This window comes from Pseudomonas sp. ZY71 (assembly GCF_036542145.1).
GTDB lineage: Bacteria > Pseudomonadota > Gammaproteobacteria > Pseudomonadales > Pseudomonadaceae > Aquipseudomonas > Aquipseudomonas koreensis_A.
Genome location: NZ_CP144274.1, coordinates 3,368,846 through 3,384,322 on the forward strand (window position 1 = coordinate 3,368,846; position 15,477 = coordinate 3,384,322).

General features: G+C 60.7%; 13 protein-coding genes. 12 read left to right on the forward strand and 1 reads right to left on the reverse strand.

The genetic code is table 11. The features are described from left to right. The first annotated feature begins 70 nt into the window (after nt 1-70). The 3 genes from VY732_RS14895 to VY732_RS14905 are packed head-to-tail and all read left to right on the forward strand — an operon-like array spanning nt 71 to nt 3,738. Nucleotides 71-1,084, forward strand: a complete 1,014-nt coding sequence (locus tag VY732_RS14895; protein ID WP_331691073.1) for an iron ABC transporter substrate-binding protein — start codon at nt 71-73, stop codon at nt 1,082-1,084. Beyond that, nucleotides 1,085-2,683: an ABC transporter permease gene (locus tag VY732_RS14900; RefSeq protein ID WP_331691074.1), complete on the forward strand. Its 1,599-nt coding sequence runs from the start codon at nt 1,085-1,087 to the stop codon at nt 2,681-2,683. After that, on the forward strand, nt 2,680-3,738 hold the full coding sequence (locus tag VY732_RS14905; protein ID WP_331691075.1) for an ABC transporter ATP-binding protein: 1,059 nt from the start codon (nt 2,680-2,682) through the stop codon (nt 3,736-3,738). The genes VY732_RS14900 and VY732_RS14905 overlap by 4 nt, the downstream gene beginning before the upstream one ends. On the opposite strand, the gene VY732_RS14910 is transcribed toward VY732_RS14905, so the two are convergent. Continuing rightward, nucleotides 3,739-4,629, reverse strand: coding sequence for a site-specific integrase (locus VY732_RS14910; protein ID WP_077573062.1), 891 nt, complete (start codon nt 4,627-4,629; stop codon nt 3,739-3,741). Between the two features lie 433 nt (nt 4,630-5,062). On the opposite strand from VY732_RS14910, the gene arnB reads away from it, so the two are divergent. Genes arnB through VY732_RS14955 form a run of 9 tightly spaced genes read left to right on the forward strand, consistent with a single transcriptional unit; the run spans nt 5,063 to nt 15,464 of the window. Next, the gene (gene arnB, locus VY732_RS14915; RefSeq protein ID WP_331691076.1) at nt 5,063-6,211 is read left to right on the forward strand and encodes a UDP-4-amino-4-deoxy-L-arabinose aminotransferase; all 1,149 of its coding nucleotides are present in this window, start codon (nt 5,063-5,065) and stop codon (nt 6,209-6,211) included. Next, the gene (gene arnC / locus VY732_RS14920; RefSeq protein WP_331691077.1) at nt 6,208-7,233 is read left to right on the forward strand and encodes an undecaprenyl-phosphate 4-deoxy-4-formamido-L-arabinose transferase; all 1,026 of its coding nucleotides are present in this window, start codon (nt 6,208-6,210) and stop codon (nt 7,231-7,233) included. The genes arnB and arnC overlap by 4 nt, the downstream gene beginning before the upstream one ends. Then, nucleotides 7,230-9,221: a bifunctional UDP-4-amino-4-deoxy-L-arabinose formyltransferase/UDP-glucuronic acid oxidase ArnA gene (gene arnA / locus VY732_RS14925; RefSeq protein WP_331691078.1), complete on the forward strand. Its 1,992-nt coding sequence runs from the start codon at nt 7,230-7,232 to the stop codon at nt 9,219-9,221. The genes arnC and arnA overlap by 4 nt, the downstream gene beginning before the upstream one ends. Continuing rightward, nucleotides 9,221-10,105, forward strand: coding sequence for a 4-deoxy-4-formamido-L-arabinose-phosphoundecaprenol deformylase (gene arnD / locus VY732_RS14930; protein ID WP_311886965.1), 885 nt, complete (start codon nt 9,221-9,223; stop codon nt 10,103-10,105). Before arnA ends, arnD begins: the two co-directional genes overlap by 1 nt. Next, nucleotides 10,102-11,754, forward strand: coding sequence for a lipid IV(A) 4-amino-4-deoxy-L-arabinosyltransferase (gene arnT / locus VY732_RS14935; protein ID WP_331691079.1), 1,653 nt, complete (start codon nt 10,102-10,104; stop codon nt 11,752-11,754). The genes arnD and arnT overlap by 4 nt, the downstream gene beginning before the upstream one ends. Beyond that, complete coding sequence (gene arnE / locus VY732_RS14940) at nt 11,751-12,095, forward strand: 4-amino-4-deoxy-L-arabinose-phosphoundecaprenol flippase subunit ArnE (protein ID WP_123594538.1); 345 nt, start codon at nt 11,751-11,753, stop codon at nt 12,093-12,095. The genes arnT and arnE overlap by 4 nt, the downstream gene beginning before the upstream one ends. Beyond that, the gene (arnF, locus tag VY732_RS14945) at nt 12,092-12,496 is read left to right on the forward strand and encodes a 4-amino-4-deoxy-L-arabinose-phosphoundecaprenol flippase subunit ArnF (RefSeq protein WP_123594537.1); all 405 of its coding nucleotides are present in this window, start codon (nt 12,092-12,094) and stop codon (nt 12,494-12,496) included. The genes arnE and arnF overlap by 4 nt, the downstream gene beginning before the upstream one ends. Continuing rightward, nucleotides 12,493-13,872 (forward strand): UDP-glucose dehydrogenase family protein, encoded by a 1,380-nt coding sequence (locus tag VY732_RS14950; protein WP_123594536.1) that lies wholly within the window; start codon nt 12,493-12,495, stop codon nt 13,870-13,872. The genes arnF and VY732_RS14950 overlap by 4 nt, the downstream gene beginning before the upstream one ends. Then, on the forward strand, nt 13,869-15,464 hold the full coding sequence (locus VY732_RS14955; protein WP_331691080.1) for an ArnT family glycosyltransferase: 1,596 nt from the start codon (nt 13,869-13,871) through the stop codon (nt 15,462-15,464). Before VY732_RS14950 ends, VY732_RS14955 begins: the two co-directional genes overlap by 4 nt. Nucleotides 15,465-15,477: the final 13 nt, after the last annotated feature.

Consider the following 15,477-nt stretch of genomic DNA (forward strand, 5'->3'; position numbering starts at 1 on the left):
AATCATTCGCATTGAAGTCTGCCCGCGAATGCCTGCCCATAACGTCTAAAAAATCAGGAGCGTTGTCGTCATGAATCCACAGGTTCCGTCCTTTCTGAAACGCGCATTGCTGGTCACCGCCCTGCTTGGCGCAGGCCCGGCCTTTGCGGCTGACGGTGTTGGCTTGCTGGTTTACAACGCCCAGCACGAAAGCCTGACCAAGGCCTGGGTCGCCGGTTTCACCGAAGAAACGGGCATTCCGGTGACGATCCGCAATGGCGATGACACCGAAATGGGCAACCAGATCGTGCAGGAAGGCGCGGCCTCGCCGGCAGACGTGTTCCTCACCGAGAACTCCCCGGCGATGGTACTGGTCGACAACGCCAAGCTGTTCGCCCCGATCGCGCCAGCCACGCTGGAACAAGTCGATGCGGCGTACCGCCCGGCTCACGGCCAGTGGATCGGCATCGCCGCGCGCTCAACGGTGTTCGTCTACAACCCGGCAAAACTGGCTGAGAAAGACCTGCCGAAATCCCTGCTGGATCTGGCCAGACCGGAGTGGAAAGGTCGCTGGGCTGCCTCGCCGGCCGGCGCAGACTTCCAGGCCATCGTCGCTGCCGTGCTCGAGCAGAAAGGCGAAGCCGCCACACTGGACTGGCTCAAAGGCATGAAAACCAACGCCACCGTGTATCGCGGCAACAGCGCCGTGCTCAAAGCGGTCAACGCCGGGCAGATCGACAGCGGCGTGATCTATCACTATTACAGCTTCGTCGATCAGTCCAAGACCGGCGAAAACAGCAAGAACACCCAGCTTTATTACTTCAAGCATCAGGACCCGGGCGCGTTTGTCAGTACCTCCGGTGCCGGCGTGCTGGCCTCCAGCAAACATCAGGAAGAGGCGCAGAAGTTCGTCAAATACATCACCAGCAAAGAAGGCCAGGAGATTCTGCACAGCGGCACCTCGTTTGAGTACGCGGTCGGCAAAGACGCACCGTCCAACCCGAAACTGACGCCACTGAAAGATCTCGACGCCCCCAAGGTCGATGCGTCGAAACTCGACAGCAAGAAAGCCGTCGAGCTGATGACTCAGGCGGGAATCCTGTAAGTGCTCCCCGAAACCTTTCCTGCGCAGGTCGCTGCGGCCTCCTCCGCCAGCCTAAGGTTAAAACCCCGCGCCCTGACCGGGCGCGGTGGTTCTTGGGTGGTTGCACTGGCCGTCGGTGTTTCACTGTTGTCGTTGCTGCCGATCGCGTTTGTGCTCGGTGTGTCGTGGGCGACTGGCTGGGCGACTATCGAAGCCTTGGTGTTTCGCCCACGGGTGGCGGAGTTGCTGATCAACACCGTGCTGCTGGTGTTGATCACCTTGCCGCTGTGCATCCTGCTCGGCACCGCACTGGCCTGGCTGACCGAGCGCACCAACCTGCCCGGTCGACGCCTGTGGTCTTTGCTGGCCGTGGCGCCACTGGCGGTGCCGGCGTTCGTTCACAGCTATGCGTGGGTCAGCCTGATTCCATCGATTCACGGATTGCCGGCCGGGGTGCTGGTGTCGGTGATCGCTTATTTTCCGTTTCTGTACCTGCCGGTGGCGGCGACGTTGCGTCGACTCGATCCGGCGATTGAAGACGTTGCCGAATCCCTCGGCCTGAAACCTTGGGCGGTGTTTTTCCGGGTGGTGTTGCCACAGTTGCGTCTGGCCATTTGTGGCGGTGCGTTGCTGGTCGGCTTGCACCTGCTGGCCGAATACGGCCTCTACGCCATGATCCGTTTTGACACTTTCACCACGGCGATTTTCGATCAGTTCAAATCAACCTTCAACGGCCCGGCGGCGAACATGCTGGCGGGCGTTCTGGCCTTGTGCTGTCTGGCGATGCTCACCGTCGAATCCGCCGCCCGAGGCAAGGCTCGCTACGCCCGCGTCGGTTCCGGCAGCGCTCGCGAGCAACGCACGGTGCGCTTGAATCGCGCCAGCGTGTTCCTTGGCTTGAGCCTGCAAGTGCTGACCTGTGTGCTCGCGCTCGGCGTACCGTTGTTGACGTTGGGGCGCTGGCTGATTGCCGGTGGCACCGAGGTCTGGGGCGGCGGCGAACTGTTGCCGGCGCTGCTGCAAACCCTGTCGTTCGGGGTGGCCGGTGCGCTGTTGACCAGTCTGGCGGCGATTCCGATTGCCTGGCTGTCGATCCGCGCGCCGGGCAAATTGCAGCGCTTGCTTGAAGGCTGCAACTACATCACCAGTTCGCTGCCGGGCATTGTTGTGGCACTCGCGTTGGTCACCGTGACCATCCATTTCGCCCGGCCGATCTACCAGACCACCATCACCGTGCTGCTCGCCTATCTGCTGATGTTCCTGCCCCGCGCATTGGTCAGCCTGCGTGCCGGTTTTGCCCAGGCGCCAGTGGAGTTGGAGAACATTGCGCAAAGCCTCGGTCGATCGCCGCTGCGTGCCTTATGGCTGATCACCTTGCGCCTTGCCGCGCCGGGTGCTGCCGCCGGCGCCGCGCTGGTGTTTCTGGCGATCACCAATGAACTGACCGCCACTTTACTGCTCGCCCCCAACGGCACCCGCACCTTGGCCACCGGTTTCTGGGCCATGACCAGCGAAATCGATTACGCCGCCGCCGCGCCTTACGCACTGTTGATGGTGCTGCTTTCGTTGCCGCTGACGGCCATTCTCTATCACCAATCCAGGCGCACCGCTGGCCGATGAACGCACTCGAACTGATTTCTCTGAACAAGTCCTTTGGCGCGCAGAAAGCGCTGGATGACATCTGCCTGTCGGTACCGACAGGCAGCCGCACGGTGATTGTCGGCCCGTCCGGCTCAGGCAAAACCACGCTGCTGCGGATAATTGCCGGGTTTGAATTCCCTGATGCCGGTAGCCTCACGCTCAATGGTCAGGTGCTGGTCGACAGCACTCACGCCGTGCCCGCTTATCAACGGCAAATCGGTTATGTCCCTCAGGATGGCGCGCTGTTTCCGCACATGACCGTCGCCGCCAACATCGGTTTTGGCCTGACGCTGACCGGCACCGCCAGAGAGGAACGGATCAAGGCATTGATGGACAGCGTCTCGCTCGACGCCAACATGGCCAACCGTTGGCCCCATGAGCTGTCCGGCGGCCAGCAGCAACGGGTTTCCCTCGCCCGGGCATTGGCGCAACAACCGCGACTGATGCTGCTCGATGAGCCCTTCTCCGCCCTCGACACTGGCCTGCGCAGCGCCATGCGCAAAATGGTCGCGCGCCTGCTCGAGGACGCTGGCGTCACGACGATTCTGGTCACCCATGATCAGGGCGAAGCGCTGTCATTTGCCGATCAGTTGGCAGTGATGCGCGGCGGGCGGCTGGTGCAATCCGGGCATCCGATGGATCTTTACCGCTTTCCCCACGATGAGCAGACCGCGCATTTTCTCGGTGAAGCCGTGGTCATGCCGGCGCGGATCGAATCCGGTCTGGCCCACTGCGATCTCGGCCAGGTGCCGGTGAACAGCAACGGTTTTATCGGCAACGCGCAGATCATGCTCAGGCCCGAACAGTTGCAGTTGTCCGGCGCCGTACTCGGCACACAAGGCTGCCCCGCCGTGGTCACCGAACGCGACTTCGCTGGCAACACCTGCACCCTCACCGTCGAACTGCGCTCGCCGGTCAGTCAGGATCTCGGCCGTTCGCTGCTGGTACGCAGCTCCGGCATGCACGCGCCACCCGCTGGCAGCGACGTGCAGTTATCGGTACTCGGTGCGGCTCACGTCTTCGCGATTCCCTGATCACAGATCGAAGCGATCCACCGCTCGCCGCCGCTCGTTGTCATCGCGCACATCGTAGTTGGCGGTGGTCTGGATGTTGCTGTGGTGCGCGAGTTTCTGGGCGATCGACAGATCATGTTCTTCGATCACCCGCGTGATGAACGAACGGCGGAAATCGTGGGGCATGATCTTCACCCCGACCTGCGTGCCACGTTGACGGGCGATGTAGTAAATCGCGTGTTTGGTGATGCGCTCGCGAGTGATATGGCTGCCGCGACGGATGCGGTTGAACAGAAAGGCATCATCGCTCTCGCCTTCCTTGAGTTGCGAGCGGCGCAGCTCCAGCCACGCATCGAGTTTGGCGAACGCCCAGGCCGGCGCGTACTTGATCAGTTGTTTATTGCCTTTGCCGGTGACGGTCAGGCTGCGCTCAGTAAAGTCGACCTGATTCAAGTCCAGATCCACCGACTCTGATTTACGCATGCCGGTGCCGTACAACAACGCAATCACCGCCGCGTCGCGCAGCCCCTGCGGGCGCGGATCGGCAGCGCACACTTCCATCAATTCATGGATCAAAGTGCGCTTCAAGTTGCGCCCCTGCGACAAGCGCGTGCCGGCAATACCTTTGACCGAACGCATTTTCAGCAGATGATCCTGAGTGATCAAACTCATGCGCCACGCTTCATTCATCACCCCACGCACGGCATTTACATAAAGCGAAGAAGTATTCGGCGCATAGTTGTCTTCGCGCAATGCGGCAACCAGGGCGACCACATCTTCAGGTTGTAACGCATGCCAGGGAATATCCTCGACATTCATGTCTTCAAAGCCGAGACGGTCGGCCGCATCCTGCAAAACGTAGCGCATGGTCAACTGGCTGGAGGGAGCCAGGCGCGCCAGATACAGGGTCATCGGATTGGTTTGGCGGGTTTGCAGCGGTACAACGGACAAGTCAGTCAAACGTAAAGGCCTTGAGTAAAAACAATTCAACACAGCAACTAACAACTGCAACATTTACCCTATAAAGGGGACACTTCTGTAGGACTTTTCTACTAAAAACGACGATAAACGGTAGAAGTCTGAACAGCGGCTGTATGAGTTCTAGATAAACGATTCGCCGACCGGTTTTTCATGTTCCTTTCACAAAAACGGGCATAACCTTAATTCCAACAGATCCCGTGCCGGCGCCGTCCAAACTGCCGCGCGAAGCCACAAAAGTCAACCGAACCCCGACGGTAAGTCGTATCAGCAACTTATTGATGCAAAGGTGTTTTTTGCGTCTACGCTGAGATTGGATCCTACCCGGTGAATTGGTTTTCTTCTGATTGTTTGTGATGAGGTGTTCATGAGTCAGGCGTTTCTCCCCTTCTCTCGCCCGAGTATCGGCGATGAAGAAATTGCAGCCGTTGAGCAAGTATTGCGTTCCGGCTGGATCACTACCGGACCGAAAAATCAGGCACTCGAAGAACAATTCGCGCAATACGTTGGCTGTCGGCATGCGGTGGCACTTTCGTCCGCCACCGGCGGCATGCACATCACCTTGTTGGCTTTGGGCGTTGGCCCGGGTGACGAAGTCATCACCCCGTCGCAGACCTGGGTTTCGACCGCCAACATGATCTCGCTGCTCGGCGCCACACCAGTGTTCGTCGACGTTGATCGCGACACCTTGATGACCGACGCCGCGCGCATCGAAGCCGCCATCACCCCACGCACCAAAGCAATCATTCCCGTGCATTACGCCGGCGCCGCGTTTGATCTTGATCCGCTGTACGCGTTGGCCGACAAACACGGCATCGCAGTGATCGAAGACGCCGCCCACGCCGCTGGCACCCGTTACAAGGGCCGCCACGTCGGCTCGCAGGGCACGGCAATTTTCTCCTTCCATGCGATCAAGAACATGACCTGTGCCGAAGGCGCGATGTTCGTCACCGACAACGAAGCGCTGGCCAGCCGCGTGCGCATGCTCAAGTTCCACGGTCTTGGTGTTGACGCCTACGATCGCCTGACCGGTGGCCGCAAGCCGCAGGCGCAAGTGATGGAGCCGGGGTTCAAATACAATCTCGCCGACATCAACGCCGCAATCGCGCTGGTGCAACTGGAGCGTCTGGACGCAATCAATGCGCGTCGCAGCGAACTGGCTGCCGCCTACCGGCAAAAACTCGAAGGCCTGCCGGTGCAGCCGCTGGCCGTACCGGCCTACGCCCAGACCCACGCCTGGCACCTGTTCATCCTGCGCATCGACAGCGAGCGCTGCGGCATGGACCGCGAAGCCTTCATGAAAGGCTTGCAGGACCAGGGCATCGGCACCGGTATCCATTTCATCGCCACCCACCTGCACACCTGGTATCGCCAGCGTGACCCCGACCTGTATCTGCCCAACACCGAATGGAACTCGGCGCGGCTGTGCTCGATTCCGTTGTTCCCCGACATGAGCGATCAAGACCTTGATCGCGTGGTCGGCGCCATCGCCACTCTTATGGACAAACGCCCGTGAAACCTTATCCGATCCGCTGTGTGTCGATCGTCATCCCGGTCTACAACGAACAGGACAGCCTGCCGGAACTGCTGCGCCGCACCGAAGCGGCCTGCCGCATGCTGCGTCACGACTATGAAATCGTCCTCGTCGACGACGGCAGCCGTGATGAATCCGCCAACCTTCTGGAAGAAGCTGCGAGCCGGGAAGACAGCCCGTTCGTGGCGGTCATTCTCAACCGCAACTACGGCCAGCACGCGGCAATCATGGCCGGTTTCGAACAGTGCAAAGGCGATGTCGTGATCACCCTCGACGCCGATCTGCAGAACCCGCCGGAAGAAATCCCGCGCCTGGTCGCCGAAGCCGAAAAAGGTTACGACGTCGTCGGCACCGTGCGCGGCAACCGTCAGGATTCGGCCCTGCGCCGCTATCCGTCGAAGCTGATCAACCTCGCCGTGCAGCGCTCCACCGGCGTCGCCATGAGCGACTATGGCTGCATGCTGCGCGCTTACCGCCGCACGATCATCGACGCCATGCTCGCCTGCCGCGAACGCAGCACCTTCATCCCGATTCTGGCCAACAGCTTCGCCCGCCACACCACGGAAATCGTCGTCGCCCATGCCGAGCGCGAGCACGGCGATTCGAAATACAGCCCGATGCGCCTGATCAACCTGATGTTCGACTTGATCACCTGCATGACCACCACGCCGTTGCGCCTGCTGAGCATCGTCGGTTTCACCATGGCCGGTCTGGGTCTGCTGTTTGCGTTCGCGCTGATTGTCCTGCGCCTGGCGCTCGGCGCCGGTTGGGGCGGTGATGGTCTGTTCGTGCTGTTCGCCGTGCTGTTCGTGTTCACCGGTGGCCAGTTCATCGGCATGGGCCTGCTCGGCGAATACCTGGGGCGCATGTACAGCGACGTGCGCGCCCGCCCGCGTTTCTTCATTGAAAAAGTCTTGCGCAGCCACGCCGCCGAGCCGGCGCCTGCGGTCACCGTTGACGGTCTCTCTTCCTCTACTTCTACTACCGGTCAGGTTCACTCATGAGTGCAAAAACTGTTGTCTTCGCTTACCACGATATTGGCTGCGCCGGCATTCAAGGCCTGCTCGACAGCGGCTATGACATCGCGGCGGTGTTCACTCACGCGGATGACCCGAAAGAAAACGCGTTTTACGGCTCGGTTGCACAGCTGTGCGCCACCAAAGGCATCCCGGTGCATGCACCGGAAGACGTCAATCACCCGCTGTGGATCGAGCGCATCGCCAAACTCGATCCTGATTACATTTTCTCGTTCTACTATCGCAACCTGCTGAGCGAGCCACTGCTGGCCCTGGGTAAAAAAGGCGCGTTCAACCTGCACGGCTCGTTGCTGCCAAGCTACCGTGGTCGCGCCCCGGCCAACTGGGTGCTGGTCAACGGCGAAACCGAAACCGGCGTCACCCTGCACCGCATGGTCAAGCGTGCCGATGCTGGCGCCATCGTCGCCCAGCAGCGTGTTGCCATTGAACGCAGCGACACCGCGTTGAGCCTGCACGGCAAGCTGCGCACCGCTGCCGCTGATCTGTTGCGTGACACCCTGCCCGCGATGCTGCTGGGCAAAATCAGCGAAACCGCGCAGGACGAGTCGAAGGCCACCGTGTTTGGTCGTCGCACAGCAGCGGACGGCAAGTTGGTCTGGGCGAAACCGGCCGAGCAGTTGTTCAACCTGGTTCGCGCCGTGACACAACCGTATCCGGGCGCCTTTTGTGCCGTGGGAGAGCACAAACTGATCGTCTGGAGCGCCGAAGTTGCCAAGGGCAACGACGGCCAGGCGCCGGGCCGGGTGATCAGCGTCGATCCGCTGCGCATTGCCTGCGGCGAAGACTCGCTGGTGATCCTCTCCGGTCAACGCAACGACAACGGTCTGTTCCTCAGCGGCCCGCAACTGGCCAGTGAACTGGGTCTGGTCGATGGCTCGCTGCTGCGCGGCGCTGAATCCGGTCGTGCGCCACGTCGCACCCGCGTGCTGATCCTTGGCGTCAACGGTTTCATTGGCAATCACTTGTCCGAACGCCTGCTGCGTGACGACCGTTACGAAGTCTATGGCCTGGACATCGGTTCCGACGCCATCGACCGTCTGCGCAGCCACCCGAACTTCCACTACGTCGAAGGCGATATCAGCATTCACTCCGAGTGGATCGAGTACCACATCAAGAAGTGCGACGTAGTCCTGCCGCTGGTGGCCATCGCCACCCCGATCGAATACACCCGCAACCCGCTGCGCGTGTTCGAACTCGACTTCGAAGAAAACCTGAAACTGGTGCGTTACTGCGTCAAGTACAACAAGCGCGTGATCTTCCCGTCGACCTCGGAAGTCTATGGCATGTGCCAGGACAAGCACTTCGACGAAGACACTTCGAACCTGGTGGTCGGGCCGATCAACAAGCAGCGCTGGATCTACTCGGTGTCCAAACAACTGCTCGACCGGGTGATCTGGGCCTATGGCGCCAAGGGTTTGAATTTCACCCTGTTCCGTCCTTTCAACTGGATGGGGCCGCGCCTTGATCGTCTGGATTCGGCACGCATCGGCAGTTCGCGCGCCATCACCCAATTGATCCTCAATCTGGTCGAAGGCACGCCAATCCGCCTGTTCGACGGCGGCGAGCAGAAACGCTGCTTCACCGACATCGCTGATGGCGTCGAGGCGCTGGCACGGATCATCGATAACGACAACGACGTCTGCAACGGCCAGATCATCAACATCGGCAACCCGGACAACGAAGCGAGCATCCGTCAGTTGGGCGAAGAGCTGCTGCGTCAGTTCGAAGCGCATCCGCTGCGTGACAACTTCCCGCCGTTCGCCGGTTTCCGCGACGTGGAAAGCAAGGCGTTCTACGGTGCCGGTTACCAGGACGTCGAGCACCGCAAACCCAGCATTGCCAACGCCAAGCGTCTGCTCGACTGGACGCCGACCGTGGAAATGCGCGAGACCATTGGCAACACGCTCGACTTCTTCTTGCGTGAAGCCATGCTCGAACAAGCGGACAAGCGCTAATGCAGGCAGGCCTTCGTATCGACGTCGATACCTATCGCGGCACCCGTGAAGGGGTGCCGCGTCTGCTGGAAATGCTCGACGAGGCGCAGATCAAGGCAACGTTCTTCTTCAGTGTCGGCCCGGACAACATGGGCCGACATCTGTGGCGCCTGATCCGCCCGCAGTTCCTCTGGAAGATGCTGCGCTCCAACGCCGCCGGCCTGTATGGCTGGGACATTCTGCTGGCTGGCACCGCGTGGCCGGGCAAACCGATTGGCCGTGATCTCGGGCACTTGATGCGTCAGGCCCGCGATGCCGGTCATGAAGTAGGTTTGCATGCCTGGGATCACCATGGCTGGCAGGCCAATGCCGGGCGCTGGAGCAATGCGCAACTGATCGAGCAGATCCGTCAGGGCGTCGACACTTTGAGCGACATTCTCGGCGAGAAAGTCGAGTGCTCGGCCGCTGCCGGTTGGCGTGCGGACGAACGCGTGATCGAGGCCAAGCAAGCCTTCGGCTTTCGCTACAACAGCGATTGCCGTGGGCAACGCCTGTTTCGCCCGTTGCTGGCCGACGGCACGCCGGGTACACCGCAGATTCCGGTGGATTTGCCGACCTTCGACGAGGTCGTCGGCCCGATCGTAGCGGCGCGGGACTTCAACGGTTTCATCCTCGATCACTTTCGCCCGCAACAGCTCAACGTCTACACCATTCACGCCGAAGTAGAAGGGATTCTGATGGCTGAGGATTTTCGTCAATTGCTGGCCGATGCGCGCCAGCGAGGTATCGATTTCAAACCGCTGGGCGATTTGCTGCCCGAGTTCTTCAACACCTTGCCCGTGGGTCGCGTGCAACGCGGCGCCCTCGACGGCCGTGAAGGCTGGCTGGGAGTGCAAGGCGCATGACTAAACGCTGGACGCTGCCACTGCTGTTGCTGGTCATTTGCTTGCTGGCCTATCTGCTGCCGCTGGGCACACACGGCTTGTGGATTCCCGACGAAACCCGTTACGCACAGATCAGCCAGGACATGCTGCTCAGTGGCAACTGGGTATCGCCGCACTTCATGAGCCTGCGTTATTTCGAGAAGCCGATTGCCGGTTACTGGATGATCGCGCTGGGTCAGGAGTTGTTTGGGCAAAACCTGTTCGGTGTGCGTTTCGCGTCGGCGCTGAGCACCGGGTTGAGCGTGCTGCTGTGCTATCTGGTCGCTCGGCGCTTGTGGAACGAACCGCGCAAAAGTTTCGTCTGTGCCCTGCTCTACATGAGTTTTACCGTGGTCGCCGGTCAGGCCGGTTACGCCAACCTCGATCCGCAATTCACCTTCTGGGTCAACCTCAGTCTGGTGGCGCTGTGGTTTGCCCTCGACAGTCAAACCGGCGGCAAGCGCATGGCAGCCTGGGCGGTATTGGGGCTGGCGTGTGGCATGGGTTTCATGACCAAGGGATTCCTCGCCTGGCTGCTGCCGGTGTTGATTGCACTGCCGTGGATGCTTTGGCAAAAACGCTGGCGTGAACTGCTGATGTTCGGCCCGGTGGCGATTGCCGTGGCGATCCTCGTCAGCCTGCCGTGGGTGCTCTCGGTGCATGCGCAGGAGCCGGACTACTGGCGGTTCTTCTTCTGGCACGAACATATTCGTCGCTTTGCCGGTGATGACGCGCAACACGATGCGCCGTGGTGGTTCTATCTGCCGCTGTTGGTGGCGTTCAGTCTGCCGTGGGTGGGGTTGCTGCCGACGGCATTCAAGCAGGCATGGCAAACCCGCGTTCAGCCAAAAGTCGTGTTTGTGTTGCTGTGGCTGCTGATGCCGCTGGGGTTTTTCAGCCTGGCCAACGGCAAACTGCCGACCTACATCCTGCCGTGCCTGCTGCCGATGGCGTTGCTGCTGGGCAATGCGCTGGCCGACCGCTTGCGTCTTGAGCAAGGTCGCGCGCTGAGCATCAATGGTCTGCTCAATCTGTTGCTGGGCGTCGTCACGTTGATCGCGCTGGTCTATCTGCAACTGACCAAACCGGTCTACGACCACGAACTGCACAGCATGGTGCTGGTGTTTATCGCACTGATCGGCTGGATCATCGCCAACCTGCTGCAAGCCTTTCTGCCGCTGCAATGCTGGGCCGCGCCGGCGCTCGGCAGCCTGTTGCTGATCGCCGTGTTGCCGGCGGCGCTGCCGAAATCGGTGGTCGCCAACAAGATGCCGGATCAGTTCATCAAGCATCACGTCAGCGAACTGGCGCAGACCGAACACCTGTTGAGCAACGATCTGGGTGCCGCATCGGCACTGGCCTGGCGCCTGAAAACCCCGCAAGTGGCGTTGTACAACACGATAGGCGAATTGAAATATGGCCTTGCCTATCCTGACGGCATTCAACAGCGGGTCGACAGCAAAGACGTACAACAGTGGATGCGCGAGGCGCGCCGCAGCGGTTCAGTCGGCGTGGTAATGCGCGTCAAGGGGCAGGACGAACTGGACGAAATCGACAAGTTGCCAAAGGACGGCGTCCGTTACGAGCAGGGCAACCTGGTAATCATGATCCTGCCCAAGGAGGCGTCATGAGCCTGTTGCTGCTGTTGGCTGCGTGCCTGCTGACCTGCCTGGGCCAAGTAGCGCAGAAATACGCCGTGGAGAGCTGGCGTGGCGTCGAGTCGGGCTGGGCCGACAAGCTGCGCTCGCCGTGGTTGTGGCTGGCCCTGCTCGCGCTTGGCTCGGGCCTGTTGGTCTGGCTGCTGGTGTTGCAGCGTCTGGAAGTCGGCATCGCCTACCCGATGCTCAGCCTCAACTTCGTGCTGATCACCCTGATCGCGCGCTTCGTCTTCCGTGAACCCATCGACCGCCAGCATTGGCTCGGCGTGGCGTTGGTGATCGGCGGTGTGGTTTTGCTGGGGCAACAGTCATGAACCAACGTCGTGGCATCAGCTTCGCGCTGGGCAGCGTGTTTCTCGTCAGCGCTGCGCAACTGGGCATGCGCTGGAGCATGACCCGCCTGCCCGTGCCGGACCAATGGCTGCACATCGACAGCCTCGATTGGCGTGCGCTGGCCGTGGTCATCGCGGCGATTTTTGCCTACGCGCTGTCGATGCTCTGCTGGCTCGCCGCCCTGCGCGATCTGCCGTTGGGCCGGGCTTATTCGCTGCTGAGCATCAGTTATGCGCTGGTTTATCTGCTGGCGGCGAGTCTGCCGCTGTTCAACGAATCCTTCAGTTTCACTAAATCACTGGGCGTGGCGCTGGTCATGCTCGGGGTCATCACCATCAACACTCGTCCGGCTCGTGCGCCCGAATTCAGGAGTGCTCCATGAAAATCACAGTATTTGGCAGCGGTTACGTCGGTCTGGTGCAAGCGGCCGTTTTGGCCGAAGTCGGCCATGATGTCGTGTGCATGGACGTCGACCAGAAGAAGGTCGACCTGTTGCGCCAGGGTCATGTCAGCATTTTCGAACCGGGGCTGGCCAGCCTCGTTCGTGAAGGTCTGGATTCGAAACGCCTGCAATTCACCACCGATGAACAACTCGCCGTGCAGCACGCTCGCGTGGCGTTTATCGCCGTGGGTACGCCGTCGCGTGAGGACGGTTCGGCGGATCTGCGCTATGTGCTTTCGGTCGGCGACGCGATTGCCCGCCATCGTGAGCAGCCGTTGATCATCGTCGAGAAATCCACGGTGCCGGTGGGCACTGGCGACACCCTGCGCACGCACATCGAAAAAGCCTTGATCAAGGTCGGCCGCCTGCTGCAATTCGATATCGTCTCCAACCCGGAATTTCTCAAGGAAGGCTCGGCGGTTGCCGACTGCCGGCGTCCGGACCGTATCGTTATCGGTTGCGAAGGCGATGAAGTGCGCGACGTGATGCGTGATCTGTACTCGCCGTTCAACCGCAACCATGACCGCATCATGTTCATGGACCTGCGCAGCGCCGAGCTGACCAAATACGCCGCCAACTGCATGCTGGCGACCAAGATCAGCTTCATCAACCAGATCGCCGAGCTGGCCGAACACCTCGGTGCCGACATCGAATCGGTGCGCCAGGGCATCGGTGCCGACACGCGCATCGGTTACCACTTCATCTATCCGGGCTGCGGTTATGGCGGCTCGTGCTTCCCGAAAGACATGCGCGCATTGATCCATAGCGCCGAAGAGGCGCACTGCTCCAGTGATTTGCTGCAAGCGGTCGAGGCGATCAACCAGCGCCAGAAACACAAGTTATTCGAGCGCATCAACGCGTTCTACAAGGGTGATCTGCGCGGCAAGACCTTCGCCCTGTGGGGCCTGGCATTCAAACCCAACACCGACGATATGCGCGATGCACCGAGCCGGGTGTTGCTGGAGGAGTTGTGGGCGGCCGGAGCCAGCGTGCGCGCCTTCGACCCGGAGGCCATGCAGGAAACCCAGAACCTTTACCCGGACGAATCGAAGCTGATGCTGATGGGCACGCCGGAATCGGTATTGCCAGGCGCCGATGCCTTGATCATCTGCACCGAGTGGCAGCAGTTCAAGGCGCCGGATTTCGACCTGATCAAACAGCGCCTCAACACCCCGGTGATCTTCGACGGCCGCAATCTGTACGACGCCGAGCGTCTGGCGCGCAACGGCTTCCAGTACTTCCCGATGGGCCGTGGCGAATCGCGTAAGTTGCCGATCCCGCTGCAGCAGTGGCCGCACGCGTCCGACGTCGCTTGATCACGTTATCGCCTGAAATCCGCCAGCAGTCCCTGATCGCAGGGCTGCTGGCGTTTTTATTGTTCATGACCGGGGTCCACGGGCAGGCCCCGATCGGTTTCGATTCGCGGTTCGTGTTGTTTGCGCAGGAAATGCTGCGCCATGGGCCGACGGTGTTTCCGACCACCTATGGTCAGCCGTATGCGGATTACTCAGCGGTTTCGACGCTGTTCATCTGGCTGCTGTCGCTGCCGTTCGGCGCGGTGAATGCGTTTACTGCGTGGGCGCCAAGTGCCTTCGCCGGTGCGCTGATCGTAACGTTGATGTATCGACTGCTGGCGCCGTACTCACGGCGCTGGGCGTTGATCAGTATTGCCTTGCTGATGCTCACCAGCGGTTTCGTCACTGAAGTGCGCGCGGTGTCGCAGGACTTGATGCTCGCAGCGGTGGCCTTTGCGGTGTTCTATCTCGGTTATGCCCATGATCATTTTGCCGGCAGGCGTCACTGGCCGCTGATCTTTGCTTTGCTGTTACTCGGTTTCGGCATTCGCGGGCCGATTGGTCTGGTGGTGCCGACCGGCATGCTGTGCAGCTATTACCTGCTCAACCGTGAGTGGACGCGGCTGCTGGTGTTCGGCGTACTGGCTTCGATATGGCTGGCCGCGTGTGTCGGGTTGTTGTTATGGCTGGCGCAGGTCAGCGCTGGCGCGGTGTTCCTGCAGGACGTGATCCGCATGCAGTTCATGGGGCGCATGGACGGCAGCGAAGGCGTCAGCGGCTCGCTGTATTACTTCACCAGCTCGCTCGGCAACTATGCGCTGGCCTATCCGCTGGCATTGCTGGTGCTGGCAGCGGCCTGGCTGAGCAGACCGCCGCAGCGTGGCCCGGCGCTGCGCCTGGTGCAGTATTGCGCGGCAGCCGGGCTGATTGTGATGGTCGGCCTGTCCATTCCGCAGGCGAAGAAGGCGCGGTATCTGCTGCCGATGCTACCCATGGCGGCGATCATTGCGGCGTATCCGTTTCAGGTGGTGCATGGGCGGGTGTTCCGCTGGTTGCGCGGCTTGATCATGGGCTTGTGGCTGGTCACGCCGGGCTTGTTGCTGGTGGTTTTACTGGTCGCGCAACGGCGCTTTCCCGAGCAATTGGGTGAGGTTTCCATTGTTTTGATCGCGTTGGGCGTGCTGCAGCTTTTGGCGTTGTCGCGATTATTGATCCGGGGTTGGCGCACCGAGGTATTGGCGTTGTCAGCCGTATTGGCGTTGTGGACGGTGTACTCGGCAGTGTTTGAACCGGTGGAGCGGCGTTTGTACGACACCCAGACGTTCAGTCGTGCGGTGTTCGCCCAGGTGCAGCAAAACCCCGCGCCACTGGTACTGCATGGCATGGGCAAGGACGCGAAAGCGATCAAGTTCATGGTCAATATCGGGCAGGATCTGCAACCGCAGTTCAGCGACTCGATCCAGCAACTGGAGACGATCAAAGGCCCGGTTTGGCTGATGATGGATCGCAGTGATCTGCCCTCCCTCAAGGGCACGCCGCTGGAAAGCACGCAACCGGTGTTGAGTGGGCGTTTCGACAAAAACGACTATGTATTGCTGTGGCTGAAACCGTAACCTGTCGGGCTCT

Coding starts and splice junctions, on each gene's coding strand:
- VY732_RS14895 (WP_331691073.1), top strand. CDS start 71: ATGAATCCACAGGTTCCGTCCTTTCTGAAACGCGCATTGCTGGTCACC.
- VY732_RS14905 (WP_331691075.1), top strand. CDS start 2,680: ATGAACGCACTCGAACTGATTTCTCTGAACAAGTCCTTTGGCGCGCAG.
- VY732_RS14910 (WP_077573062.1), bottom strand. CDS start 4,629: ATGACCCTGTATCTGGCGCGCCTGGCTCCCTCCAGCCAGTTGACCATG.
- arnB (WP_331691076.1), top strand. CDS start 5,063: ATGAGTCAGGCGTTTCTCCCCTTCTCTCGCCCGAGTATCGGCGATGAA.
- arnA (WP_331691078.1), top strand. CDS start 7,230: ATGAGTGCAAAAACTGTTGTCTTCGCTTACCACGATATTGGCTGCGCC.
- arnD (WP_311886965.1), top strand. CDS start 9,221: ATGCAGGCAGGCCTTCGTATCGACGTCGATACCTATCGCGGCACCCGT.
- arnT (WP_331691079.1), top strand. CDS start 10,102: ATGACTAAACGCTGGACGCTGCCACTGCTGTTGCTGGTCATTTGCTTG.
- arnE (WP_123594538.1), top strand. CDS start 11,751: ATGAGCCTGTTGCTGCTGTTGGCTGCGTGCCTGCTGACCTGCCTGGGC.
- arnF (WP_123594537.1), top strand. CDS start 12,092: ATGAACCAACGTCGTGGCATCAGCTTCGCGCTGGGCAGCGTGTTTCTC.
- VY732_RS14950 (WP_123594536.1), top strand. CDS start 12,493: ATGAAAATCACAGTATTTGGCAGCGGTTACGTCGGTCTGGTGCAAGCG.